At 55.9% G+C, this 25,662-nt stretch carries 20 protein-coding genes; 15 read left to right on the plus strand and 5 right to left on the minus strand.

The genetic code is table 11. From position 1 onward, the window contains the following. Positions 1-84: 84 nt before the first annotated feature. Both ACI1P1_RS15695 and thiI read left to right on the plus strand, forming a co-directional pair. Positions 85-1,239, plus strand: coding sequence for a cysteine desulfurase family protein (locus ACI1P1_RS15695; protein ID WP_416217355.1), 1,155 nt, complete (start codon positions 85-87; stop codon positions 1,237-1,239). A gap of 34 nt (positions 1,240-1,273) precedes the next feature. Then, entirely contained in the window at positions 1,274-2,485 is a 1,212-nt protein-coding gene (gene thiI, locus ACI1P1_RS15700; RefSeq protein WP_416217356.1) for a tRNA uracil 4-sulfurtransferase ThiI, read from the plus strand. Positions 2,486-2,876: 391 nt separating this feature from the next. Here thiI and yicI read toward each other — a convergent pair whose 3' ends face one another. Both yicI and ACI1P1_RS15710 read right to left on the minus strand, forming a co-directional pair. After that, positions 2,877-5,210: an alpha-xylosidase gene (gene yicI, locus ACI1P1_RS15705; protein WP_416217358.1), complete on the minus strand. Its 2,334-nt coding sequence runs from the start codon at positions 5,208-5,210 to the stop codon at positions 2,877-2,879. Between the two features lie 144 nt (positions 5,211-5,354). Further along, the gene (locus ACI1P1_RS15710; RefSeq protein WP_416217359.1) at positions 5,355-8,015 is read right to left on the minus strand and encodes a cation-translocating P-type ATPase; all 2,661 of its coding nucleotides are present in this window, start codon (positions 8,013-8,015) and stop codon (positions 5,355-5,357) included. 249 nt (positions 8,016-8,264) lie between these two features. On the opposite strand from ACI1P1_RS15710, the gene ACI1P1_RS15715 reads away from it, so the two are divergent. From ACI1P1_RS15715 to ACI1P1_RS15765, 11 genes are all read left to right on the plus strand, one after another. Continuing rightward, entirely contained in the window at positions 8,265-8,933 is a 669-nt protein-coding gene (locus ACI1P1_RS15715) for a TerC family protein (protein WP_416217360.1), read from the plus strand. A gap of 155 nt (positions 8,934-9,088) precedes the next feature. Continuing rightward, positions 9,089-10,801 carry an alkaline phosphatase gene (locus ACI1P1_RS15720; protein WP_416217392.1) on the plus strand — a complete coding sequence of 571 codons (1,713 nt, stop codon included), beginning with the start codon at positions 9,089-9,091 and terminating at the stop codon, positions 10,799-10,801. 1 nt (position 10,802) lies between these two features. Beyond that, positions 10,803-11,534 (plus strand): ABC transporter ATP-binding protein, encoded by a 732-nt coding sequence (locus ACI1P1_RS15725; protein ID WP_416217361.1) that lies wholly within the window; start codon positions 10,803-10,805, stop codon positions 11,532-11,534. After that, a complete protein-coding gene (locus ACI1P1_RS15730; RefSeq protein ID WP_416217362.1) occupies positions 11,531-12,733 on the plus strand; it encodes an ABC transporter permease in 1,203 nt (400 codons plus the stop codon). Before ACI1P1_RS15725 ends, ACI1P1_RS15730 begins: the two co-directional genes overlap by 4 nt. A gap of 223 nt (positions 12,734-12,956) precedes the next feature. After that, positions 12,957-13,817, plus strand: a complete 861-nt coding sequence (locus ACI1P1_RS15735; RefSeq protein ID WP_416217363.1) for a hypothetical protein — start codon at positions 12,957-12,959, stop codon at positions 13,815-13,817. A 377-nt stretch (positions 13,818-14,194) separates the two neighbouring features. Beyond that, the gene (locus ACI1P1_RS15740) at positions 14,195-14,677 is read left to right on the plus strand and encodes a hypothetical protein (protein ID WP_416217364.1); all 483 of its coding nucleotides are present in this window, start codon (positions 14,195-14,197) and stop codon (positions 14,675-14,677) included. A gap of 50 nt (positions 14,678-14,727) precedes the next feature. Then, on the plus strand, positions 14,728-14,946 hold the full coding sequence (locus tag ACI1P1_RS15745; protein WP_416217365.1) for a DUF6199 family natural product biosynthesis protein: 219 nt from the start codon (positions 14,728-14,730) through the stop codon (positions 14,944-14,946). Between the two features lie 171 nt (positions 14,947-15,117). Beyond that, positions 15,118-16,959 carry a translational GTPase TypA gene (gene typA / locus ACI1P1_RS15750; RefSeq protein ID WP_416217366.1) on the plus strand — a complete coding sequence of 614 codons (1,842 nt, stop codon included), beginning with the start codon at positions 15,118-15,120 and terminating at the stop codon, positions 16,957-16,959. Between the two features lie 156 nt (positions 16,960-17,115). Continuing rightward, entirely contained in the window at positions 17,116-17,388 is a 273-nt protein-coding gene (locus ACI1P1_RS15755; protein ID WP_416217367.1) for a hypothetical protein, read from the plus strand. A 44-nt stretch (positions 17,389-17,432) separates the two neighbouring features. Continuing rightward, positions 17,433-18,422: an LCP family protein gene (locus ACI1P1_RS15760; RefSeq protein WP_416217368.1), complete on the plus strand. Its 990-nt coding sequence runs from the start codon at positions 17,433-17,435 to the stop codon at positions 18,420-18,422. Positions 18,423-18,535: 113 nt separating this feature from the next. Continuing rightward, positions 18,536-18,988, plus strand: coding sequence for a pyridoxamine 5'-phosphate oxidase family protein (locus ACI1P1_RS15765; protein WP_416217369.1), 453 nt, complete (start codon positions 18,536-18,538; stop codon positions 18,986-18,988). Between the two features lie 47 nt (positions 18,989-19,035). Here ACI1P1_RS15765 and ACI1P1_RS15770 read toward each other — a convergent pair whose 3' ends face one another. Further along, positions 19,036-19,587, minus strand: a complete 552-nt coding sequence (locus tag ACI1P1_RS15770; protein ID WP_416217370.1) for a YhcN/YlaJ family sporulation lipoprotein — start codon at positions 19,585-19,587, stop codon at positions 19,036-19,038. A 119-nt stretch (positions 19,588-19,706) separates the two neighbouring features. Between ACI1P1_RS15770 and ACI1P1_RS15775 the strand changes: the two genes are divergently transcribed. Beyond that, entirely contained in the window at positions 19,707-21,038 is a 1,332-nt protein-coding gene (locus ACI1P1_RS15775) for a PhoH family protein (protein WP_416217371.1), read from the plus strand. Between the two features lie 484 nt (positions 21,039-21,522). On the opposite strand, the gene ACI1P1_RS15780 is transcribed toward ACI1P1_RS15775, so the two are convergent. Beyond that, positions 21,523-22,365: a pentapeptide repeat-containing protein gene (locus ACI1P1_RS15780; protein WP_416217372.1), complete on the minus strand. Its 843-nt coding sequence runs from the start codon at positions 22,363-22,365 to the stop codon at positions 21,523-21,525. Positions 22,366-22,420: 55 nt separating this feature from the next. Then, on the minus strand, positions 22,421-24,427 hold the full coding sequence (locus tag ACI1P1_RS15785; RefSeq protein ID WP_416217373.1) for a beta-galactosidase: 2,007 nt from the start codon (positions 24,425-24,427) through the stop codon (positions 22,421-22,423). Positions 24,428-24,722: 295 nt separating this feature from the next. Here ACI1P1_RS15785 and ACI1P1_RS15790 point away from each other — a divergent pair, with 295 nt between their 5' ends. Then, on the plus strand, positions 24,723-25,661 hold the full coding sequence (locus ACI1P1_RS15790; protein ID WP_416217393.1) for an ABC transporter permease: 939 nt from the start codon (positions 24,723-24,725) through the stop codon (positions 25,659-25,661). Position 25,662: the final 1 nt, after the last annotated feature.

Here is a 25,662-nt window from a genome sequence, read left to right on the forward strand (position 1 = left end):
TGTACTACCATAGAACGTACACGGGAAAAGATCGAGATAACCGGTCTTTTTTCTTTTTGTATAGAAAAAGGAGAACCGAGACGTATGCTTTATCTGGATTATTGCGCTACGACACCGCTGCGGCCGGAGGTAACCGCGGCCGTGACGCAGTGTATGAATGTATATTACGGCAATCCCAGCTCCCTTCACCGGCTTGGAGTGGAGGCAGAGAAGCTGCTGATCCGCGCCAGGGAGGTGCTGTCCGGCACCCTTTTGGCTAAACCCCAGGAAATTCTGTTTACCTCCGGAGGGACGGAGAGCAACAACATGGCGGTGAAAGGGGCGGCAATGGCCTTTCGCTCCCGGGGCAATCACCTGATCACCACCACTATCGAGCATCCTTCCGTGTACGAGGCCTTCCGGCAGCTGGAGCAGGAGGGTTTCCGGGTGACCTATCTGCCGGTGGATGCCACCGGAGCGGTGCGGGTGGAGGATTTGGCAGCAGCCATAAGGAAGGATACGATCCTGGTCAGCATCATGGCGGTCAACAACGAAACGGGCCGCATTCAACCGGTTGAGGAGGCGGGACAGCTGCTGAAGCAGTATCCCCGTATTGTGTTCCATGTGGATGCGGTGCAGGCTTTCGGCAAACTGCCGGTGTCTCCAGCCAAGTGGAATGCCGATCTGGTCAGTTTTTCCGCACATAAATTCCGCGGCCCCAAGGGAATTGGGATGCTGTACAAGCGGGAGGGGCTGCAGCTGTATCCGCTTCTGGCCGGAGGAGGGCAGGAGCAGGGGCTGCGTTCAGGCACCGAGAATGTGCCCCTGATTGTAGGCATGGCCAAGGCCGCCCGTCTGGCGGTGGAGGGCCTGGCTGCTAAAACAGCACATATGTATGCCTTGCGGGAAAGCTTGGTGGGACGGCTGTCCCAGATGGACGGCGTTGTGGTTCATGGCTCCCCGCGGATGGGGGAGATGGCGCCCCATGTGGTTCAATTCTCCTGCCCCGGCTACAGACCCGAAACCTTGGTGCACAGCCTGGAGGAGAAGGAGATTTATATTTCCACCCGTTCCGCGTGTTCGTCGGGCGACAACCGCCCCAGCCGGGTGCTCTCGGCTATGGGCATCCCGGAGGCCGAAGCTGCCGCAGGCTTGCGCATCAGCTTTTCGGAAAATGAGACTAAAGAAGATCTGGAGCGGGCTGCCGATGAGCTGGAGCGCGTATTGCGCAAGCTGGCCCCCTCATCCGGACTTAGCTAATATGTGACGAAAAGCGCTTAGGAGGAAACATACGATGAACCCCAACACAGTCATAGTCCGACTGGGCGAGCTTACCCTGAAGGGCCGCAACCGGCACCGTTTCGAAAAACGGGTGCTGCAGCAGCTGCAGCCCTTGCGGGAGCAATATCCCAATACAGGAATATCCCTGGAATTTGGACGTATTCATATTGATCTGCAGGAAACGCCGTATGAGGCGGCGGCAGAGGTGCTGGACAAGATTTTTGGGCTGGCTTCTTACAGCCCTGCCCATAGGGTCAGCCTGGAATTGGAAGATATCCGGGAGAAGGCGCTTGAGCTGATGCGGGAGCTGGAGTCTCCGGAAGGGAAGCGCACCTTTAAGGTAGCGGCCAAACGCTCCAACAAAAAGTATCCCCATGATTCCATGGCGCTGATGCAGCTGGTGGGCGGGCATATTCTGCGCCACACCCAAGGCTGGCTGGTGGATGTGCATCATCCGGAGGTGACGCTGTGGGTGGATATCCGTGACAAGGAGGCTTTTGTGTTTACGGATATTGTGCCGGGAAGCGGCGGGTATCCGCTGGGCACCAACGGGAAGGGGATGCTGCTTTTATCCGGAGGGATTGACAGTCCGGTTGCGGGCTGGCTGTCCATGCGGATGGGACTGGAGATTGAAGCCGTCCATTTCCACAGCTATCCCTACACCAGTGAACGCGCCAAACGGAAGGTGGAGGACCTGGCCCGGGAACTGGCAAGGTATTCGGGTACACTTAAGCTGCATATGGTGCCGTTTACGGACATTCAGGTGAAGCTGAAGGAGCAGGGGCGCGAAAATCTGCTGGTGATTTGTATGAAGCGGGCCATGCTGCGGATTGCAGAGCAGTTGGCGGAGCGGCGGTCCGCCAAAGCGTTGATTACCGGGGAGAGCCTGGGCCAAGTAGCCAGCCAAACCCTGGCCAGTCTGGACGTTATCGGCCGAGCGGCGCAGATTCCGGTGCTGCGGCCGCTGATTACCATGGATAAGGGGGAAATTGTGAAGGTTTCGGAGAAAATCGGCACCTTCCCCATCTCCATCCAGCCGTATGAGGATTGCTGTACTCTCTTCCTGCCCAAATCTCCCTCTACAAACCCGAGCATCCGGACGGTGGAAAAGGTGGAGGCGATGATTCCGGGGCTGGATGAGCTGATCCGGCTTGCGGTGGAAGGCACGGAAACACAGGTAATCGAGGCGGGCCAATCCGCCCGTGAGCTGGACGAGTTGTTTTAGGTAATAGAGGATTCCAGGGGGGCCCGCCGACTTGGGGCGTAAACGAGTAAAGGTGGAACCCGCGCCCTCCGCGCTCTAACGGAACTTAGAGACGCTTACAGGCTAAAATCCAGCGGCTTCGTGCGTTAAAGGAACTCAGAGACACTTAGCCGCGTAAACTGGACCAATTTGGGCGCAAATTGTGCTCTAAGGGTCGCTGAGTTCCGTTAGAATTCAAACTGGCCAATTTACGGCCGCTAAGGGCTTCTGAGTTCCGTTAGCGCTTCGGCGTACTTTGGGAGGCAGGAACCAGCCGCTGCCATCATCGCCAAAAACAAACCCCCTCCGTTGGACTAACATCCAACGAAGGGGGCTTTGCTATGCGGGTTGAGCTGCCGCCTATCTGTCCGCCTTATTCCAAACGAATGGTAATCTCACCGGCCAAGGCGCCGGCGGGAATACATACGCTTTGCGCATCCGGCCCGGCTTCAACACCGGTACCTTCCACAGCAGACACCGCTCCCATACTATACAGTGAAATCCGGAAGGGGGCGCCGGTTCCTTCATAACGGACCCGCAGCGCCTGCTGCTCCCTCTCTGCCAAAACGGACAGGGCAACGGCTCCTTTGGTGTCCCGAACCTGCACCTTCGTATGCTGGCCGTCCTCCAACGCGTACAGCCGGAGGTCGGCGTCTTCCGCATACGTATAGTCCGGCCGGTGGTCCACGGCCCCCACAGCCAAGAAGGAATTGGGCCGTACCCAAAGCGGCAGACTTAAGAAACCATGGTTTTCCCTGATCCAGCGGCCGCCTTCTTCCGTTTCGCCGGTTAACAGCCGGGTCCACCTCCCGCGGGGCAGATAATAATCCACATCTCCTTGTTCACTGAACACCGGGGCCACCAGCAGACTGCCGCCTAACATGTACTGCCGGTCCAGATACAGACAGGCCGGATCCTCCGGGAACTCCAGCACCATCGCCCGCATCACCGGCAGTCCCAGCTCATGCGCTTGGGCAGCGGCGTCGTAGAGATAGGGCATCAGGCTGCACTTGAGCTTGGTGAAAAAGCGGGCCGTATCCACCGACTCCTCATCATACGCCCATGGCACCCGGTAGGAATGGCTGCCGTGCAGGCGGCTGTGGCTGGAGAGCAGTCCGAAGGCCAGCCAACGCTTGAACACATGGGCCGGGGCGGTGTTCTCAAAGCCGCCGATGTCGTGGCTCCAGAAGCCGAAGCCGGAGAGGCCCAGGGACAGGCCGCCCCGAAGGCTTTCGGCCATGGCCCCGTAGTCGGCGTAGCAGTCCCCGCCCCAGTGGACGGGAAACTGCTGGCAGCCCACCGTGGCGGAACGGGCGAATACCGCGGCTTCTCCCGGTCCCAGCAGCTCCTCCAGTACATTGAAAACAGTCCGGTTATATAAGAAGGTATAATAATTATGCATCAGAACCGGATCAGAACCGTCCGCATACGCCACATCCACCGGGATCCGTTCGCCGAAGTCGGTTTTGAAGGCGTCCACACCCATCTCCACCAGCTCCCTGAGGTATCCCGCATACCACCGGCAGGCCTCAGGATTGGTGAAATCCACCAAAGCCATTCCCGGCTGCCATTGATCCCCCTGCCATACATCGCCGTTAGCCCGGTGCAGGAGATACCCCTTTTCCTTCCCCTCGGCAAACAAAGGAGAGCGCTGGGCGATATATGGATTAATCCACACGCAAATCTTCAAGCCCTTTTCCTTCAGCCGCGCCAGCATTCCCGCCGGATCGGGAAATACCCGCCTATCCCACCGGAAGTCCGTCCAATGGAACTCCTTCATCCAGAAGCAGTCAAAATGGAACACATGGAGGGGAATATCCCGCTCCTTCATGCCGTCCACAAAGGAAGTCACAGTCTCCTCATCGTATTGGGTCGTGAAGGAGGTGGACAGCCACAAGCCGAAGGTCCAGGCGGGGGGCAATGCGGGTTTGCCTGTCAGCTCCGTATACCGGCCTAGAACATCTTTCATCGTGGGGCCGGCAAGAATGTAATATTCCAAGGTTTCGCCGGGAACGCTGAACTGGGCTTTTTTCACCTTTTCCGAGGCCAGCTCGAAGGACACCCGTCCCGGATGGTTGACCAAAACTCCGTATCCTTTACTGCTGATGTAGAAAGGAATGTTCTTGTACGCTTGCTCGGTGCTGGTGCCGCCGTCGGCGTTCCAGATATCCACGGTTTGCCCGTTTTTGACAAAAGGGGTAAACCGCTCCCCCAAGCCATACAGGCATTCCCCGATGTCCAGTTCCAGCTCCTCCCGAACGTAAGCGGTATCATCTGCGTCACGGATGTAAGCCATGGATTTGGAGGCGCTTCCAGTCAAAAGGCGGTTTTGCTCAAAAAACTCCACCCGCCAGTCCTCGCCGGAGCTGATCCGGACCGACAAGTGGCCGCTCCGCAGAATTGCCCCGCCGTCCGTCTCCTCTACAGAGAGGTGTTCATGCCCCGGAACGGAAAAAAGGGAGAAGGCGGGTCCCCGCTCCACTTCTCCCATATGGTGCATAAGCCGGATTCCGATCACCCCAGGTAGAGGGGAAAAAACGCGAACGGTCAGCAGCATGGTGTCCAGCATACTTCCTCTTCCGTGCAAAGGCCGCGGCGCAGCATATGCTGTCAGCCCTTCAGGATCAAGCTCAATTTCGTGGGGTTGTACGGCCCCCATAACGGTAAATCCCTTGCGAATCATCCAATTGCCATCGGTAAACTTCATTGCGGCATCACCTGATCCTCTCTTATGTACAAAAACCGGCTGTCCGGGACTCCGATTCCATAAGCAGCGCTGATTTGACGGGCAAAGCCCCCAATCAAGAGAGAGGCTTTGCCGTCAACAGCGGATCCTATTCTTCGCAGTTCCTTAGTTCAGCCGGCTTCTTTTAAACACTTTCAGAATCTCCGCTACGATCATAGGCAGCAGGCTCAAGCCGGCAACGATCAGCCAATCGGTGATACCCAGCGCATGGACGTTGAATATCCGGGCGATAGGGGCGATGGAGATGATGCAGACCTGCAGCACAACGCCGAACAGGAAGGAGTACACCAGCTTCATGTTGGAGCCGAAGCCCAGCTTAAAGATGGATTCCGTGTCCGAACGCAGGTTGAAGGAATGGACCAGCTGGGAGAAGCTCAATACGCCGAAGGCCAAGGTCTGGGCATGGCGCAGGGCATCCTCCGAATAACCCTCGGGCATCAGCGGGAAGAAGCCCGTGTGGTCCGTGTACATTTTCATCCCGATAATAAACGCCGCAAGTGTCGCAATCCCGATAATCGCTCCGTACAGCATAATGTATCCGATTTTGCCGTGGAACAGGCTTTCCTTGGCGGAGCGGGGCTTTTCCTTCATAACGGCCGGATCCTTCGGGTCCATCCCCAAAGACAGGGCAGGCAGAGTATCGGTCACCAGGTTGACCCACAGAATGTGGATCGGGCGCAGAGGTGTCGCCCATCCGAAGAGAATCGCCAGGAACAACGCCACTATTTCCCCCAGATTACAGGACAGCAGGAATAAAATGGACTTCTTTATATTTCGATAAATGTTCCGTCCTTCCTCCACAGCTTTGACAATGGACGAAAAATTATCGTCAGTGAGCACCATATCGGCAGCGCCCTTCGCTACATCCGTTCCGGTAATGCCCATGGCTACCCCGATATCCGCCTGCTTGAGGGAAGGGGCGTCATTTACGCCGTCCCCGGTCATGGAGACAATATTGCCTCTTTGCCGCAGCGCGCTGACAATCTTCACCTTGTGCTCTGGGGAAACCCGGGCAAATACGCGCAGGTTATCTATCCGGCTGGACAGCTCCTGTTCGGAGATTTGGTCCAGCTCCACGCCTGACATGACCTCATCCTTGGACGAAGCGATGCCCAGCTCGCTGGCGATGGCGTAGGCGGTATCCTTATGGTCGCCGGTGATCATGACGGTTTTGACACCGGCCTTTTTGCAAACGGCGATGGAGTCGGCTACCTCTGTCCGCGGTGGATCAATCATCCCCACAAGACCGACGAAGATCAGCTCCTGTTCCATTTCATCAACGGGAATATGGCGGTCCGGCACGGGACGATAGGCAGCTCCCAATACCCGCAGGGCTTTGTCGGACATGCTCTGCGCCGCATCCATGATCGCCTTCCGGTCCGCATCGGTCATCGGCTCCACATTCCCGTTGCGGTGGATTCCGGTGGAGATGGTGAGCAGATTGTCGATGGCACCTTTGGTGTGGATGCGGAATTCCCCGTTATACATGTTCAGCGTTGACATCAGCTTCCGGTCGGAGTCGAAGGGGAGTTCGTTTACCCGGCGGTGCTCCTCATCCAGTGATTTTTTGTCCAGGTTAACTTGATCTCCCGCTACCAGCAGCGCGATTTCCGTAGGGTCTCCCGTTTTGGAGCCGGCCGTATATGTAGCGTCATTACAAAGCACCAAAGCCTCCAGCAGTATCCGGTGGGAATCGGTGGCGGTGGAAAGCTGGTCCAGCTTGGCCGATTGGCCGTCCGCATAAAACTCGGTTACTGTCATCTTGTTCTGCGTCAATGTACCGGTTTTGTCTGAGCAAATGATATTTACGGAGCCAAGGGCCTCAACGGCAGGCAGCTTCCGGATAATAACGTTTTGCTTGATCATACGCTGTACGCCGATGGCCAATACGATAGACACGATGGCAATCATGCCTTCGGGGATGGCGGCCACAGCCAAGCTGATGGCGGTCATGAACATTTCCAGAAGCTCACGGCCTTGGAGCAGACCGATACCGAACATGATGACGCAGATGCCGATGGCGGCAATCCCCAGGTATTTGCCCACTTGGGCCAAATTCTTCTGAAGGGGAGTTGTGTCCTCGTCAGCCTGCTCCAGCAAAGTGGCAATTTTGCCGATTTGGGAATCCATGCCTGTGGCGACGGCAACCCCTTCGCCGCGGCCGTACGTCACCAGAGTGGACATAAAGGCCATATTCTTCTGATCGCCCAAAGGCAGGTCGGCAGGGTTGGCGGTTTCCGGAGCAAAGTCCGCCTGTTTGTCTACAGGGACCGATTCACCGGTCAGAGCGGATTCCTCGATTTGCAAGTTGGCGGATTCCGTAAGCCTGAGGTCGCAGGGAATATAACGTCCCGCGTCCAGAATAATCAGGTCGCCGGGCACTACATCCTCGGAAGGGATTTCCTTCAGCTCGCCGCCCCGCCTGACCACCGCCCGGGGAGTGGACATCTGCTTCAGGGCTTCCAGAGCATGCTCCGCTTTGGATTCCTGAACGACGCCCACCACTGCGTTCAGCACCACGACCAGGAAAATAATCAGGGCATCCGCAATTTCCCCCACAATGCCTGAAATAAGCGCGGCGCCAATGAGCACATAAACCAAAACATCGTTAATTTGGGCAAAAATCCGCTGCAGCAGGGATTTCTGCTTTTTACCGGCCAACCGGTTAGGGCCGTGTTCCGCGAGCCGTTTTGCCGCTTCCTCATCGCTTAAGCCCTGCTGAGGATTCACCCGCAGCTCCTCCAACGTTTTCTCCTTCGTTTTCATGTACCAGATTGTAAACACCACCCTTATTCAGATTCACTTTTTCATCTGACTGGCATCTTTTCAAATACCCGAATTTCAGGTTTTTGAAGCATTTGCCAAATCCTTGTTGGACATTACGGTTCATGGGCTTGTCCGGTTTCGGTAATTTGCCGGTGGGGACAAACTTCAGTCATGTCCCGCATATGCTTAATCATAGGGTTACATCATACGGAGTGGACATTTTCTTTTGGAAAAGGGGGACAAGAATACATGCTGGAATGGATGCTGCTTTTTATCCAAATCATGATTATCAACCTGGTGTTATCCGGCGACAACGCGGTGGTCATCGCTATGGCCAGCCGGAAGCTGCCTCATGAGCAGCAGAAAAGAGCAATTTGGTGGGGCGCCTTCGGTGCCATTGCCCTGCGGCTCTTGTTGACCGCGGTTGCCGTCGTATTGCTGCAGATCGCCTACATTCAGGCCATCGGGTCCCTGTTATTGCTGTACATCGCCATCAAGCTGCTGATCGATGAGGAAAAGGACCACCGGGTGAAGGAAGCGTCCACCTTGGGCAATGCCATCCGGACGATTATTGCGGCCGACTTCATTATGAGCCTGGACAATGTGCTGGCCATCGCGGCCAGAGCCGATAACAATTATTCGGTTATTCTGCTCGGCGTCGGCCTTAGTGTGCCCATCATTATCTGGGGTAGTACATTGGTGATGAAACTCCTTCACCGTTTCCCGGTGCTGGTTTATCTGGGCGCAGGAATTCTGGGTTATACGGCAGGGGAGATGATGGTGAAGGACCCGAAAATGATGGAGCTAATGAACAGCCATCTGTGGCACAGCAGCATGCCTTGGGCGACGGCAGGGATTGTGCTGGGGGCGGGATTGTTGAAGAAGCTGCTGGAGCCGGGGGCCGGCAGGACGGCATAGAGGAAACCTTAACAAAATCTCAATCTTCCCTTTACATTGCAATAACCTATTTCACTATCCCGTTAATCTCCCATTTACACTCCCCGATTATGATGATTAGAGCGTACAACATCAAGAATTGCTCAGGTGTTCATATGAAACCAGATAAGGGAGAGATCAAATTGAACAAGTATGCAAAAATCATCATAACCGGCGGGTTGGCCCTGTCCTTGCTGCCGGCAGCTGCTGTGGAGCAAAAAGTTACAGCTGCGGAAGCAGCTCCCGCCTCCAAGAATCTCATCGTCCTGATCGGTGACGGCATGGGTCCCGCCCAAGTAACCGCCGGACGCGATTACCTCAAGTACATAAAGAACATCAACCACCTGGAGCTGGACAGCTATTATGTAGGACAAGCCACAACATTCGCCGACAGGGGAGAAGACGGAGGCGTTGTAGTATCAGGTATCGTAACGGATTCGGCTTCTGCAGGCACTGCATTCGCTACCGGGCACAAAACCTACAATGCCGGGATCAGTGTATCCAATGAAGATATTTCCTTGCCGTTTGCCTCTGTGCTGGAAGCGGCGGAAGCCGCAGGCAAGGTGACCGGCCTTGTGACCACAGCGCGGATTACCCATGCTACTCCCGCTGTTTATGGGTCCCACGTACGCAGCCGCGATAATGAATCCGCCATTGCCAGCCAATATCTGGACAGCGGCATTGACGTGCTGTTCGGCGGAGGCAAACAATTCTTTACGACTACTGCCGAAAAGGGCAAACGCACCGACAAAAACATCATCGGCGATTTCCAAACCAAGGGATATGAGGTCGCCTATGACGCCGCCGGACTTGCTTCCATTAAAAGCAGCAAGGCGCTGGGATTGTTCAACAGCTCCCATGTGGCCTACACGCCGGACCGGGACGAAACAGTGCCGAGCCTGGCCCAAATGACCGGGAAGGCGCTGGACATTCTGTCCAAGGATACGAACGGTTTTGCCATTATGATCGAGGGCGGCCGGATTGACCATGCCTCCCACGCCAACGATTTCTCCACCACCATCGACGAAGTGCTGGATTTTGACGCAGCCGTGAAGGTTGCCATGGATTTTGCCAAGAAGGACGGCAACACCTCTGTGGTGATTACAGCTGACCATGAAACCGGCGGTCTGTCTCTGGCCCGCGATAATATTTATGAGAGTAACTATGATCTCTGGGACAAGCAAAAGCACTCCTCCGAGTCCATTGCCGCTGTGCTGAAGGCTGCCAAAACACCCGAAGAAATCAAGCAAATCGTTCAAGGCAATACTTGGATTACCGATCTGACCGATGAAGAAATTACACAAATCATGGCTGGTGACGGCTCCTCCTACGGCCGCGAAGGCAGCTACAATGCGGTTATCGCCAAACGCCTCCTGATCGGCTGGACCGGTCACGGCCACTCCGGTGTGGACGTTGGTGTATGGGCATACGGTCCGATCGCAGATCTGGTGAAGGGTCAAGTGGATAATACCGACATTGCCAAAAGCTCCGCCAAGGTTCTCGGTGTGGATCTGGACGCTGCCACGGCCAAACTTCAAGCCAAGACTATCTATCCCAAGTTCAAAATCAACCGCAACAAGGAAGTGCTGTACCCTGCCAAGGCGCTGGCCGAAAAAATGGGCATCACCGTTGCCTATGACGATGCTTCCCGTGCAGTGAAGCTGACCGGTTCCGCAGGTGAGTATTCAGTGAACGTGGATTCCCTGGCCGTGAGCTGGAACGGCGCCGCCGACTCCATCACTGCTGAGAACGACTATGGCAAGCTGTATCTGCCCCTCTCCGCCTTCAGCAAGCTGACCGGCAAGAGTCTCGTGTGGGATTCCCTTTCCGAGCGGATTCTGCTGCCGTAATATGAAGAAAGCGATGATCGAGCTTCACGGGGTCCGCAAGGACTTTGTCGTTTCGGACAGGCGGCTTCCCATCCTCCACATTCCGCAATGGAACGTGGAGGCCGGGGGCCGCCTGGCCTTGCTGGGGCCCAGCGGAAGCGGAAAAAGCACCGTGCTGCATTTGCTCAGCGGAATCCTTAGGGCGGACCGCGGCGAGCTGCGTGTGGCGGACACGCCTCTCCATGAGCTGAATGAAGCGGAGCGGGACCGTTTCCGGCTGCGCCATGTGGGTTATATCATGCAGGACTTTCATTTAATCGGTTCTTTGACCGCTGCGGAAAATGTGGAGCTGATGCTGCCGCCCGGAAAACGGGGGGAGCGGCGGAAGCTGCTGCGGGATTGGTTCGGCCGGGTGGGTCTGGCCGACCGGATGGACCATCTGCCCGGACAGCTCTCCCGCGGCCAGCAGCAGCGGACGGCCATCGTCCGGGCGCTGATCGGTGAGCCGCCCCTGGTGCTGGCGGATGAACCTACCGGGAGCCTGGACTTTGAGTCTGCGGAGCTGGTGATGCGCCTGCTCTTGGAGCTTTGCGCCGATCAGGGAAGCACCTTGGTGGCGGTTACCCATGATCTTCATCTGGCGCAGCTGTTTCCGGAACGGATCGGCATCGGAGCGATCAACACGGTATTGGCAGCCCATTCCTCGGCGCGGCAGGAGGATCCGCCGCTGCGGAAGGAGGCGCTTGAAGCATGAATCTGTTCCAATTGGTATGGCGCAATGTGCTGCACCGCCGGACGTTATCGGTGTTGACGGCTGCGGCGGTGGCAGTAACGGTGGCACTGACGGTATTTCTCCTGCTCCTGCGGGACGGGGTGGAGCAGGGAGCGGAGAAGGGCTACGGTCCCTTCGAAGTGGTTGTTGGCGCCGACGGGAGCGAGTCCCAGCTGGCTTTGAATACTTTTTACCATGTGGGTGCCCCTACGGGGAATGTGCCGTACAGTGTGCTGACGGGCATTCAGTCGGAAGCGGAAACGGTTGCCGCTTTCGGCATGACCACGGGGGACAGCTACAACGGCTATCCCATAGTAGGGGTTGATCCGGGGTATTTCCAGGTCCGGTACGGCGACAAACATTTGGCCTCCGGCAAGCTGTATGGGGAAACGGGAGAAGCGGTGGTCGGAGCCTTTGCTGCTAAGTCAGCCGGGCTGAAGGTGGGGGATACGTTCCATGGCGCCCACGGCCTCACCGAGGAGCATCACGAGGAGGAGGGAGAAGAGGAGCATGAGGCCCACGAGAGCTTTTCCTATAAAGTGGTCGGTATTCTGCCCCAGCTCCATACTCCTGATGACCGTGCGGTCTTCACCACCATGGATTACGCCTGGGCGGTCCATCATAATGAGCATTCGGAAAACCGGGAGGTCACGGCTGTAATGATTAAACCGGCCACCTTGACCGGGGCTCAAGCGCTGAAGCTGAAGTATGACGCCTTGGATAATGTCCAGGCGGTGTTCACCAGCAAAGCGGTTGCCGACGTGGTCAATATGGCGGACAAAGGTACACAGGCAGCCGGCGCTTTAATGGTGCTGTGTGTGGCGCTGGCCTCCATCACGTTGACGCTGTCGCTGATTGCCGCCGCCAATGAACGGCGGCGGGATGCTGGGCTGCTGCGCCTGATCGGCAAGTCCCGCAGCTATGTATGGGCCACACTGATGGGCGAAGGGCTGCTGCTGACGCTGGCTGGTCTTGCGGCGGGTGTGCTGCTGGGCCATGGAGCCAGCGGGATGTTTACGGATGCGGTGTTTGGCTACACCGGCATCCGGCTGTCCGCATGGGCCTCAGCTCCGGGAGAAGGCCTGCTGCTGGCCGGGGCGCTGGTGCTGGGCGGGCTGGCGACGCTGGCTCCGGCCATGAACATGTACCGGACGGACCCGCTGCAGCTGTTCCGAGGGTAAATAGTCCCCCAAAAGTGAAGAGAAGCTCTGAAGCGAATTCCGGGTACTTTTGGGGGAGCCCCCGGAAGAGACCCCCAAAAGTGACGAGAAGCTCCGAAGCGGATTCCGGGTACTTTTGGGGGAGCCCCCTCCGAAAAGATAAACCCTGAAAGATGATGTATGTAAGCTGATTAGGCAAAAGTTGTGATTTGCACAAGTGTAGAAGAGAAAGGGGATTACAGGTATGGGCAAGCTGATTAGACCTATGGGGGCTGTAATGGCGGTGATGTTGGCTGCCGCTTTAGCGGCGGGCTGCGGCGGCAAGGCGGGCGTGGCCGGGGAGACCGGCAGCTTTGGCGATGCCCGGCCGGCAGCGGAGGCTGCGACCATCACGGCAGCGGCAACGGCAGCACCGACGGGGCACCAGCCGGCAGCGTCTGCTGCGCCGGGCACTCCGCCGGGTGCAGCGGCGCCGTCTCCCGCTGCGGAAGCTGCCCCGGCCAGCTCTGCTGCCGCTGCTCCTGCTTCGGCTGCTGCCAGCGGCCAGCCGTTGGCCTCGCCGTCTCCGGCGGCGCCTCCAACGCAGTCGGCCGCACCCGTCTCCGCAGCGCCTGCCGCCTCCTCGGCAGAGGCCGCCTCGCCTGTGCCGGACCAGCCGCCCACCGCCGGCGAAGAATCGGCTGCGCCGGTAACCCCTGCTGCCGCCCCAGCGGAGAAACCCTCCGCCTCCAAAAAAGAGGAAGGCAGCATCCAATGGTCGGAGTTCTTCGACAACGACAAGCAGGATACCCCTTCGGAGAAATTCTGGGATCTGAACGGCAAAACAGTGTCCATCCGGGGCTATATGGGCGAGGTGCTGTCCTTCGAGAAGCATTGGTTCCTGGTCATTCCCGCGCCTGGAGCGGAATGCCCCTTTGACAACGGCGATGAAACCTACTGGAACAAGATTATGATCGCATTCACCAGCAGTGGAGAAAAATTGCGCTACACCAGCGGCCCTCTTTTGATCACGGGACGGTTGGATGTTGGCGTGAAGATCGACGAATCCGGCTACAAGACCATGTTCCGGCTGTATGATGCCTCCTTCAGTAAGCTGAAGGAATAGCAGGGGGAAGGTCGCAGAAGCATAGCGGAAGAGGCTTTCCGTTATCATCATCAGCGCCACCGGAAACGCAAGAATAACGGAAGGAGGCTTCCGTTATTACAATTATGAAGCCCTTAAAACCATCGAAGCAGGGGCTTTAGTGGAAAACAGCTTCCGTTAATGCCCGGCCCAAAAGCTGCCCAGCCCCCAATAGTGGAAAATGCTTTCCGCTATCGGAAACAGCAGCCCTGCGGAGAGCCTGCTTATAGAGGCCTAGCCCTCCAGACAGATCCGGCCAGCCTCCTGAATCCCAAAAAGGGTGACTGGCATTTTCTCCCCTTTTCGGCTAAACTAGACCTAAGTGTGTCGCAATCTGTCTGCCTGGGGGGATCAAAGCAATGGCGCGCAACAATTATTCGGTGGGGTTAGTGCTGATAGGCATTGCCGTTATTCTGCTGCTTGGCAAGCTGGGGGTATTCTCGTTTTTAGGCGGGCTTCTGTGGCCCGTATTCATCCTGCTGCCCGGTGTGGTGTTTCATTTCCTGTATTTTTCCAGAGTGCTGCCGGCGGGGGTTTTGGTGCCGGGCGGAATTTTGGTTACTTATTCGCTCATGTTCTTTTTCTGCAATATATTCGGGTGGGGGGCCATGTCCTACCTATGGCCGGGCTTTATCTTCGGCGTAGCCGTGGGGCTGTATGAGCTTCACCTGTTCGACCGGCACAGCGGCAAGGGAGTGCTGACCGCAGCCATGATCTTAGCGGCTATATCCGCCGTGTTCTTCGCATTGGCGTTTATGTTTACCGCAGGCATCTACTTTATCATCTTCGTTCTGCTTGTAGCGGGTGTAGGGTTGATTATGACCCGCAAGCGCGGCTGGTGAGATGAAACATTTTCCCCGGAGGGACGTATGCAGGGATAATCCCTTTTATCATGAAAGGAGTGTCCCGGATGATCCTGATGGCTGTTTTACTAATCCTGGCCGGTGCAGTTATGGTGGTTTGGCCCGGTGCTGTGTGGGCGTTTTCAGAGAGCTGGAAGTCCTCCGATGCTACGGAACCGTCGGACCTTTATTTAGTCTCCACCCGCATCGGCGGCGTGATTACCGGCTCGGTGGGTACTGTGTTCTTGGTCGTGCTCCTGGTCCTGTAGAAGAAGCTCATCTTGGGCCCTTCCCGCAGAAAATAGGGGCATTCCTTGAATTTTGCCGATTGGAAGCCATATCCCTTGATTTTTGATGCGGCAAAACGTATACTTAGAACAAAAGTCAAGCGTCGGAGCTGTCCGGCGCTATTTTATTGGAAGCGAGAGGAATCCCATACTATGCATGCAAGAGAGAAAATTCGCAACATTGCCATTATCGCCCACGTTGACCACGGCAAAACCACGCTGGTAGACAAGCTGCTCCAGCAATCCGGTATTTTCCGTGAGAATGAAGCCATTCAAGAACGCGCTATGGACTCGAACGACATTGAGCGTGAACGCGGCATCACCATTTTGGCCAAAAACACCGCGATTGAATATAAGGACTACCTGATCAATATTGTGGACACACCGGGCCACGCCGACTTCGGCGGCGAAGTGGAACGGATCATGAAGATGGTGGACGGCGTTCTTCTGGTGGTGGATGCCTTCGAGGGCTGTATGCCCCAAACCAAGTTTGTTACCCGCAAAGCCCTGGAAAGCGGCCTGCACCCCATTGTTGTCGTAAACAAAATCGACCGCCCCAACGCACGCCCTGAGGAAGTTATCGATGAAGTGCTGGATCTGTTTATTGAGCTTGGCGCCTCCGATGAGCAATTGGACTTCCCTGTGGTATACGCTTCTGCCCTTCAAGGGACCTCTTCCCTTACTGCCGATAATCAACAGCCTAACATGGAAGCCATCTATGAAACCATTGTGGGCCGTACCCCTGCTCCTACCGAAAGTGTAACCGATCCTCTCCAATTCCTTGTCACATTGATGGATTATAACGAATATATGGGCCGTATCGCCATCGGCCGGATTAACCGCGGCGTGATCCGCCAAGGTCAGGCTGTTGCCGTTTGTACCCGTGAAGGAAACGTCAAGCAAGCCCGTATCGAGAAGCTGTTCGGCTTCCAAGGCCTGAAGCGTGTGGAAGTGGAAGAGGCGGGAGCTGGTGACATCGTCGCTATTGCCGGCATTAAGGATATCAACATCGGGGAAACCATCGCCGATTTGGCCAATCCCGAAGCCCTGCCTGTTCTGGAAATTGACGAACCTACGCTGCAAATGACCTTTTTGGTAAACAACAGCCCCTTCGCAGGCAAGGAAGGCAAGTTCGTCACCTCCCGCAAGATACGCGAGCGTCTTTATAAGGAAGTGGAAACTGACGTGAGCCTTCGTGTCGAAGACACGGACAGCCCGGATGCGTTCGTTGTATCGGGCCGCGGCGAGCTGCACCTGGGTATTCTCATCGAGAATATGCGCCGGGAAGGTTACGAAATGCAGGTTTCCAAACCGGAGGTTATCATTAAGGAAATCGACGGGGAAAAAATGGAGCCAATCGAACGTCTGATTATTGACGTGCCGGAGGAGAACATGGGCGCCGTCATGGAGTCCTTGGGCAGCCGCAAGGCCGAAATGATCAACATGACCAACAACGGCATGGGTTCTGTCCGTCTGGAATTCCTGATTCCGGCCCGCGGTTTGATCGGCTACCGGACCCACTTCCTGACCCTGACCCGCGGTTATGGCGTCATGAACCACGCATTCGAGAAGTACGGCCCGTATCTGGGAGCAGGAGTAGGCGGACGCCACCAGGGTGTTCTGATTTCCACCGAAAACGGTACCTCCACCCTGTACGGCATCCTGTCCGTAGAAGACCGCGGCATTCTGTTCCTGATGCCCGGCGCGGAAGTGTATGAAGGCATGATCGTAGGCGAGCATACCCGCGATACCGACATTGTCGTCAACATCTGCAAGGAAAAAGCGGTAAACAATATTCGTTCCGCCACCAAGGAAGAAACCGTGCGTATGAAGACACCGCGTCTTTTCTCCCTGGAAGCCGCTTTGGAGTATCTGAACGATGACGAATATTGTGAAATCACTCCGAAATCCATCCGCCTGCGTAAGAAGCTCCTGAACCGCGGCGAACGCGAACGGGCTGAAAAGCAGCGCAAGAACGCGGAAGTGAATTCCTAAGATTTAAGCTTTGGTCGTATAGGCAAGACTTCCGCAAGCTGGCAAGGTCCTTGGCTTAAGGAAATTGAGGTCAGGTCCGGTGCAATTTGCGCCGGGCCTTTTTTGCGAATTTTGGCGGAACATAGCATTTATCCTATTGATAACGGAGGATTTTCCATGAAGCTGGAGGACTCGCTTTTTAATTGGCTGCAAATCCGTCTGGTGGCGGAAGCAAGGCCGGAGGATCAGGCCGCCAAGGAAACGGTGCGCTTTTTCGAGGAGATATTGACCGAGGATCACGGTGTCACCGAATTGGCCATCAGCGCCCAGGACACGACTATGATTCATGTGCGTTATACGGTGAACGGCAAAACAAAAATGCAGATGTTCGGCAGGGAACTGGCGGAGCAGCTTTTGTTCGATATCGATGCCAACCCCAAATATCATTAACCGGCAAGCCCCTTCAATAAGCATGAAACGGAGATGAATGCCACATGGCTCAGTCAGACTCTCTGTCCGGTGAACAGGGAAGCCCTTCCCGCCGCCTATCCGGCAAACCCCGTAAAATCGCTTTTGCCTTCATATGGATAGCTGTATTGGCATTGGTTGGCGTGATCGGGTACGGTGCCTATCTGTATGTGTACAAGCTTACGCCAATGCTGGGCAAAATCGGTACGGAGCAATCCGTTCCCGCCGGTATGTCGGCCAGCGAAAAACCCTTGGTAATGCTGCTCCTGGGTGTGGATTCCCGCCCCAAAACCGGAAGTCTCAACACCGATGTGATTATGGTGGCGGCGCTGAATCCGTCCCGGAAAACGGCCACCGTCGTATCCATTCCCCGGGATACCTACCTGAAGGCGTCACAAGGCTTGCGCGCCAATAAAGCCAACGCCTTTTATGCCAATCTGATGGCGTCCTCCAAAACCACCGCACCGGATAAAATCAAAAAGGTGTTTGCCGGGGCATTGGGTGTGCCTGTAGATTATGTGGCTACGGTTAATTTCCAGGGTTTCCGGGATATTGTGGACGCAGTAGGCGGGGTTAAGGTAGAGGTAGACATGAATATGCGGTATGTGGATAAGGCGGATGGGACGAATATCAGCCTGACGGAGGGGCTTCAGACCTTGGACGGGAAAAATGCCCTGGATTTTGTACGGTACCGCAAATCCAATAACGGCACAGCCGAATCCAGCGACCAGGAACGGAATGCCCGGCAGCAAATGGTGGTGGCGGAGCTGCTCCATAAACTCAAATCACCGTCCGGTGTGCTTGCGGCGGGTAAGCTGATGGAGGCTGTCGGGGAACATATCACCACGGATATTCCCGTAGAGCAGCTGAAGTCCATGATCCGGACATATATCGGAATCGATAAGGATAAAATGGAGTATATACATCTGGAGGGCGAATGGAAAAGCCCGTATGTATACATATCGGATAAAGAGTGGAAGCTGGCAACCAGTCACCTGAAGCAGCAGCTGGAATGAAGGATGGGCGTGGGTTTAGTGGCTGAAATCCCAGGCACTGTGGTATACTGAACCTAGCAGCACCTGTACTACCTTCGCATCTATGGCACAACGTCAAAGGAGGACCTGATGGTATGGCTGAAGCGGTAACTGCTCTTAATGAAGAGCTCATGACAACTTTGCAGAAGGAAACCTTCGTCATCCTCAATACGGTGGATGCGGATACCGGCGCTCCTTGCGTCAACGCCATATCCTGGGTTTACGCCAAGGATGAGGGAACCATCCGCTTCGCGGTGGACGGGCGTTCCCGGATCATTGCGAACATCAAGGCAAAGCCGCAGGCAGCGGTGTCACTTTTTGCCGCGGGTTCCTTCCATGCGGTATACGGAGATGTCCGTGTGGTTACGGAAGAGCTGGCCGGCGTGCCCTTCAAGCTGGCATGTGTCGACGTGCTGGTACGTGAGGTCAGAGATGCCATGTTCTATGGCTCCCGCGTGTCGATCGTACCCGAATACGAGAAAACCTATGACAAACGTGCGGCCGACAAGCTGGACGGACAAGTGTTTGAAGCCATGAAGAAAGCCTAACTGCGCGCGCAGTTAGGCTTTCCTGCATTTTTGCGGCAATGCCGTGATTACAGATTGTTGTCCTGGAACTGGCTGCCGTCCGGATCGTGGTGCTTGCCGTTGTCCATTGGTGCAATATCCTTGGGGATTTGCGGCGCTACCCGTCCGATAATGTCGCCCAGCTCCTGGGCGAACCCCGAGAAAGGCCGCCCGTTTCGGATATCGTCCCGCACATGCCGGATCCGTTCGCCCAAGGCCATATCGGCAGTGACGAATGCGTTAATACCCTCCGGGTCCTTGCGGAAAGCCTCAGCCACCGAATATTTGATGATATTCACCCGGGACCGGTCCAGGTTGGGCTCCACGGTAATGCCTACAATTGCCGTTTTCCCCAGGATCACGCATTTGGCATCCTCCACCTGGGCGATGCCTTTGGCCAGATCCTCCAAACGTGTAGCCGTATCCGCCGGTAAACCGTCAGATTCCTGGGGATTGGCCGTTTGTGCCTGCTGGGCCCGCAGATTGTTGTTGTCGCCTTCGCCTGCCTGGTGGCCAGCCTTGCCGCAGCCGGCGGCGGCTGCTGCCAGTGCAATCAAAAGTATCCATAACCGTACACGCATCGGGATGTTCCCACCCTTCTATGTTTTTAAGTTCTGGGGCATTGTTACGGATAGTTTGACCACTTCTGCATCAACGTATGTATGCCGGTTGTTCGACTAGACACTTGGAGGCGACCCCTATGAGAAAAATTTATGTTCTGGATACCAACGTCCTGCTTCAGGACCCCAACGCCGTTTTCGCCTTCGAGGACAATGATGTGATTATTCCCGCTATCGTGTTGGAGGAATTGGACGCCAAAAAACGGCTGGCCGATGAAATTGGACGCAACGCGCGCTTCACCTCACGCCTCTTGGACGGCTTCCGGGCGAAGGGCAAGCTTCAGGACGGGGTCACCCTGGATAACGGGGGTTCCATTAAAGTAGAGTTAAATCACCGCAGCTTTGCCAAGATGCAGGATGTATTCGGGGATATGTCCAACGACAACCGGATTCTGGCCGTTGCGCTGAATTATCATATGGAGGAGCAGGAGAAGGAGGAGCCCCAGCCGGTAATTTTGGTCAGCAAGGACACCCTGGTGCGGATTAAAGCCGATGTGCTGGGCCTGACCGCACAGGATTACTTGTCAGACCGGGTGGTATCCAATTCGGATATGTACACCGGATGTGTGACGCTGAAGCTGCACCCTTCAGTGATCGACGAGTTTTACACGTACCGTTTTCTGGAGATTAAGAGCCTGAATCTGGGCTACACCTTATATCCCAATGAATTTGTGATTCTGAAGGATGAGATGGGCACCTCCAAATCGGCTTTACTGAAGGTGAATAAAGAAGGCAAACGTCTGGAGCCCCTGTTCTTGAGCAATGATCCTATCTGGGGGATCGCGGCGCGCAATGCCCAGCAGCGGATGGCCCTGGAGCTTCTGCTGAACGATGATATCCCGCTGGTTACCCTTACGGGCAAAGCAGGCACAGGTAAAACCCTGCTTACGGTTGCCGCAGGGCTGATGAAGGTGGAGGATGACCACAAGTATAAGAAGCTGCTTATCGCCAGGCCGGTGGTGCCGATGGGCAAGGATATCGGCTATCTGCCGGGGGAAAAGGATGAGAAGCTCCGCCCGTGGATGCAGCCGATCTATGATAACCTGGAGTATCTCTTCGATACCAAAAAGCCGGGGGATATCGACAAGGTGCTGGCGGGGCTGGGCAGTATTCAAGTCGAGGCGTTAACTTATATCCGCGGCCGTTCTATCCCGGGCCAGTTCATTATCATTGACGAAGCCCAGAATCTCTCCCGCCATGAGGTGAAAACCATCGTTTCCCGGGTAGGGGAGGGCAGCAAAATTGTGCTGCTGGGCGACCCCCACCAAATCGATCATCCTTATCTGGATGCCACCAGCAATGGTCTGTCCTATGTGGTGGAGCGCTTCAAGGAGCAGGGCATCGCCGGGCATATTATGCTGGAGCGGGGAGAACGCTCCAACCTGGCCCAATTGGCCGCAGATTTGCTTTAGTCGGAGCAATATTAACAGAACAGGGAAAAAGCCCTTGGTTTACCGCGGTTTACGCGGTGACCAAGGGCTTTTTTGCGGGGTTGTCTTTCGCTAACTAGCGACCGCAAGCGGTTTGATCCGTTTGAGACTATCCAACACCCCGGTGGTTCAGGGAGTAGCGGGTAAGGAAAAGAAGCGGATTTCTCTAACGGCGGTGAGAGCCGCTATTTGCCCTAAAATGGGCCCTCAGGAATCCTAACGGCGGCCAGAGCCGCTATTGGTTGTAATGGAGCCTGCTTTTGCCCCGAAGAGGTCAAATAACGGCCTGTACTTCCGTTAGAAATCGCAGAGGGCGGTTTTAGCGTAAATAGCGGCGCTCACTTCCGTTAGAACTGGAGTGCAGCAAAAATCAGGATGCAGCGAAAACAGGGTTCAGCTAGAGTCCGGGCTTTGCTAAGCAACAGCTCCGCTGCTCGCATAGCCGCTGGCGATGCGGCCGTTATCCTTACGCCCAATGCCCGGGAGCCCGCAAACCCGGCGGCAGCCTGGTGCCGGCATCGCCTTTGGCGGAGTTGACCTGCATCTGCGACAGGAACAGAGCGCCGCGCAGATCGGCGCCGCGCAAGTCGGCATCCCGCAGGTCCGCGCCGATGAAGTCGCAGTCCCGCAGGTCGGCCTTCTGCAGGTTGGCGGCAATCAGCATGGCGCCTCTCAGGTTGGCCCCCCGCCATAGCTTGCCCTTCAGATTGGCGCCGAAAAAATCCTTCCGGGTGGGAAGCGCTGAGGCGCTTCGCCCGGAGGCTGCAACCCCCTGCTGCCGCACCAGCCGGCTCGCTTCCTGCAGCGTGCCGTTCACCCCGGCACGCACTGCCGGCAAGTCCAGCTCCAGCAGCGCCTCCGGCGGCTGGGCCGCCAGCTCCTCCAGTCGGGCGATAGCCTGCCCGGCTTCCGCATGCAGGGCTGCCGTCCGTCCGGCAGCCGCAATCTCGCGCAGATAGCTGATGATTTCGTGCAGCTGCTGCATAACCGGGAAAACCGCCAGCATCCGGTCAGCCGTGCCGCTGTCCTCCCGCCAGCTGTGCCCGCCGAAGGTCTGCTTGGACACCCGCTCTCCTGCGCCGAAGCAGTCATACACCGTGCAGCCCTTATACCCCTGCCCGCGCAGGGAATCATGGATGCCACAGCGGTAATCCTTCTGCAGATGGCGGCAGGGGCTTCCTCCCGGCTTATCGCAGGGAAAGTCTGCCGACTTGGCATACGGTAAGGCAACGCAGCACAGGCCGAAGCATTGGCTGCAATCGGTCTGCAGATGAGGCTGTAAAGGATCGATAACAGAATGATTCATCATTGGAACACTTCTTTTCGCAATAAAATAAGTAAACTTCAGCTTTTCCAGTAGTGTATCATGATTCGGCGGCAAGCTCCATGCGGATCACGCGGTAGCCAAAAGGAGGAAGAAAGAGGCGTCCTGCTGCAATCGCTTCTCCAGTCAGCGCATCTCGGCAGTCCTGGGGCACAGTGACACTACCGCCTTGGCCGTCCATGTTAACCGCAACCCACAACCGGTAACCGACTCCTTCCCGGGGAGCCACGATGGTGCCCGGGCTCACGTCCGTCCGGAGAGTGACGCCGGCCTGCCCGGCATAATGCAGGAGGATCCGCCGGAGCATGGATTCACCTTCTTCACCGGCGGGCAAAGAGCCCAGCATCACGATTTTGCCGCGGCCGACTGGCCGCTCCGTCAGAAATGCTTCGCCTTGTGACGGTCCTTGATCGATCAAGCCAATGGCCTTGGCGCTCACAGGCCGGAACACGGCGCTCCATAAGGACAACGGGGCCGTAATTCCGAGGGCCGTACCGGTGGTTCCGCTGCCGTCCATGGGATAGGTGTAGAGTGTTTCCACACCGGCAAGCTCCTCCAGGTACCGGCCAAGCGCAGCGTCTGTGGGAATGGTATGCTCTTGCGTTCTGCCTCCGGTAAGGGGGCCAACAATCCAGACAGCGCCTTTTTCCACCGCAGCAACAGCCTTGTCCGTCAGTTCTCTGGATAAATAGGGAAGAAACGGAGTAGCATACAGCCGGTATCCGTCAAGATCAGCTCCTTCCGGCACCAAATCCCGGTGGAGCCCCAGATCAAGCAGTTGTTCATAATAATGGGTAATCAAGGAGCGGTGCTGCAGGTTCCGGTGGGGCTCCGTCCTTAAAAATACTTTAGCCCGGTCCGAATAGGTCACCCCAACCTCCGCCTGAAGCGGGCGGGTGTCCAGCAGGACAGGCTCCAGAATTCTTCGTGCATCCTCCACTTCCAGCACATTCCGGTAGCCGATGGAGGGTTTGCCCCAGGCGCTGAGGATTGCCCCGTGGGGCTGCTCGCAGCCTGAACGCTGCTGTCGCCACAGCCAATAGCAGAATGCCTCCGCTCCAAGAGCATATGCGGCTACCGCCTCAGCCTTCAGATAACCATCCGGATGAAGCTGGGGCTGACCGCGGAGGGAGCCGCCATGGCCGGGACTGGTTTCCATCACCCAGAAGCCCCGGTCTTTTTTGACATTCCGCCATAAATCGCAGTTGATCAGATAAGCATTCCGGTTGGGGAAGCTGGCATACGTATCATACGCGGCAAAATCCAGCTTGCCAAACAGCCGCTCATTATCCAGATGAAACGCCACACTGCTGTTATGGGTAATTGGCTGAGGGGAGTGCTTACGGATCAGATCCGCCTGCATTTCCGAAAACTCAGCAATAAGCTCCATCGAAAAAAGCTGGTGCATCGTAGTAAGAGACGAGCTGTGAAAGAAGGGGACTGCCGTCGAAGGTTGTGGAATTTGCTCAAAAGTCTGGTAGGTCTGGCTCCATACCGCTGTTCCCCACGCTACATTTAAGCGGCCAATGGTTCCGTAGCGTTGCTCCAGCCATGTATGCCAAAGCCCGCGGCAGGTTCCGCAGAAGCATTCGGCTACATGGGATTTGAATTCGTTGTCGATTTGCCAGGCGATTACACCGGGAAGACGGCCCAAGGCTTGCGCTTGGGCTTCCACAATCTTGGCGGAGCGCTCCCGGAAGTAAGGATGATTGGTGCAGGCATGCTGTCTGGAGCCATGACCCATAACCCGGCCGTCCGGTTCCTGATGCATCCGCTCCGGGTGTCCGTGGGAAATCCAGACAGGCGGGGTGGCCGTGGGAGTGCACATGACGGTGTCGATATCATGGGCATGGAGCAGATTTACTGCTTCTATATATAATGAGAAATCGATCTTATCCTCCTCCGGTTCAAAAACGGACCAAGCAAATTCCCCCATCCTCACTACATTGATTCCGGTCTTTTTCATCATGGCAATATCCTGTTCCCAGATCTCGCGGCCCCAAAGTTCGGGGTACCAGGAGACGCCGTGATAGAGCTTACGGCCCATTGTCGCCATCACTCCTTCCGATTTTCTGTATGTTGGACATACATCCGCTTCCACTTTACTTCAGGGCCGCCGGGGGTTCAATAGGACGATTTTACCCGCTTAGGACAAGGGTTTACACAGTTTTGCCGGCTTTGCACTTTCTTGAAGCAAGGCCCAAATGCCCGAATTTTAGGCTGTTCAAGAATCTCCGATTGTCGGAAAATTTCCGCCGGGACATAATCAGGTCATAACCGCTCGAGAGAAGCGAAAGACAACCCGGAGGTGATGGGGAGTGAAGCAGGCAGCTGCGGAAAAGTTGACTGTTGTACCGAGTACCCAGAATAGTAAATGGAGCACGATTGGCAAACGATTGAAGAGAGACAAGTGGTTGTATCTATTGATTACACCCGGATTGCTATACTTCATCATCTTTAAGTACGTCCCCTTGTGGGGCATTCTGCTGGCCTTTAAGAATTACCAGCCGTTCCTCGGATTTTTCAAAAGTGACTGGGTAGGCCTCGATCACTTTACGATGTTCTTCCAGAATATCGAGTTCACCATGCTCTTGCGCAATACCCTGGTCTTATCTTTATACAGCCTGGTCTTTTCCTTCCCTGCCCCGATCCTGCTGGCGCTTCTGTTAAATGAGGTCAGACTTTCATGGTACAAGCGTTCCATTCAAACCCTGGTGTATGTGCCCCACTTTATCTCCATGGTTATCGTGGCGAGCTTGACTTACATCCTTCTGACCACAGAGGGCGGCACCATCAACGAATTTATCTTCCAATTAACGGGACAAAAAATATCCTTCCTCACCGATCCCGAATGGTTCAGACCGCTGATTATTCTCCAGACCATCTGGAAGGAATGCGGCTGGGGTACGGTAATCTTCCTGGCGGCATTGGCTGGCGTGGATGTAGAGCAGTATGAAGCGGCCATCATGGACGGCGCCAACCGCTGGAAGCAAACCTGGCATATTACGCTGCCCTCCATCCGGAGCACCATCGTCATCCTGTTGATCCTGCGGATGGGTAACATTCTGGACAACGGCTTTGAACAAATCTACCTGATGATGAACGCGCTGAACCGTGAGGTGGCCGAGGTATTCGATACCTATGTGTATACCGTCGGTATTACCCAAGGCGCATTCAGCTACAGTACGGCAGTCGGCCTCTTCAAGTCTGTCATCGGCGTCACGCTGGTGCTGGGAAGCAACTGGCTGGCTAAACGATTCGGCGAGTCCGGACTTTACTAAG

This window comes from Paenibacillus mesotrionivorans (assembly GCF_046098205.1).
Taxonomy (GTDB): domain Bacteria; phylum Bacillota; class Bacilli; order Paenibacillales; family NBRC-103111; genus Paenibacillus_AR; species Paenibacillus_AR mesotrionivorans.

Coding starts and splice junctions, on each gene's coding strand:
- ACI1P1_RS15695 (WP_416217355.1), top strand. CDS start 85: ATGCTTTATCTGGATTATTGCGCTACGACACCGCTGCGGCCGGAGGTA.
- thiI (WP_416217356.1), top strand. CDS start 1,274: ATGAACCCCAACACAGTCATAGTCCGACTGGGCGAGCTTACCCTGAAG.
- yicI (WP_416217358.1), bottom strand. CDS start 5,210: ATGAAGTTTACCGATGGCAATTGGATGATTCGCAAGGGATTTACCGTT.
- ACI1P1_RS15710 (WP_416217359.1), bottom strand. CDS start 8,015: ATGAAAACGAAGGAGAAAACGTTGGAGGAGCTGCGGGTGAATCCTCAG.
- ACI1P1_RS15715 (WP_416217360.1), top strand. CDS start 8,265: ATGCTGGAATGGATGCTGCTTTTTATCCAAATCATGATTATCAACCTG.
- ACI1P1_RS15725 (WP_416217361.1), top strand. CDS start 10,803: ATGAAGAAAGCGATGATCGAGCTTCACGGGGTCCGCAAGGACTTTGTC.
- ACI1P1_RS15730 (WP_416217362.1), top strand. CDS start 11,531: ATGAATCTGTTCCAATTGGTATGGCGCAATGTGCTGCACCGCCGGACG.
- ACI1P1_RS15735 (WP_416217363.1), top strand. CDS start 12,957: ATGGGCAAGCTGATTAGACCTATGGGGGCTGTAATGGCGGTGATGTTG.
- ACI1P1_RS15740 (WP_416217364.1), top strand. CDS start 14,195: ATGGCGCGCAACAATTATTCGGTGGGGTTAGTGCTGATAGGCATTGCC.
- ACI1P1_RS15745 (WP_416217365.1), top strand. CDS start 14,728: ATGAAAGGAGTGTCCCGGATGATCCTGATGGCTGTTTTACTAATCCTG.
- typA (WP_416217366.1), top strand. CDS start 15,118: ATGCATGCAAGAGAGAAAATTCGCAACATTGCCATTATCGCCCACGTT.
- ACI1P1_RS15755 (WP_416217367.1), top strand. CDS start 17,116: ATGAAGCTGGAGGACTCGCTTTTTAATTGGCTGCAAATCCGTCTGGTG.
- ACI1P1_RS15760 (WP_416217368.1), top strand. CDS start 17,433: ATGGCTCAGTCAGACTCTCTGTCCGGTGAACAGGGAAGCCCTTCCCGC.
- ACI1P1_RS15765 (WP_416217369.1), top strand. CDS start 18,536: ATGGCTGAAGCGGTAACTGCTCTTAATGAAGAGCTCATGACAACTTTG.
- ACI1P1_RS15770 (WP_416217370.1), bottom strand. CDS start 19,587: ATGCGTGTACGGTTATGGATACTTTTGATTGCACTGGCAGCAGCCGCC.
- ACI1P1_RS15775 (WP_416217371.1), top strand. CDS start 19,707: ATGAGAAAAATTTATGTTCTGGATACCAACGTCCTGCTTCAGGACCCC.
- ACI1P1_RS15780 (WP_416217372.1), bottom strand. CDS start 22,365: ATGATGAATCATTCTGTTATCGATCCTTTACAGCCTCATCTGCAGACC.
- ACI1P1_RS15785 (WP_416217373.1), bottom strand. CDS start 24,427: ATGGGCCGTAAGCTCTATCACGGCGTCTCCTGGTACCCCGAACTTTGG.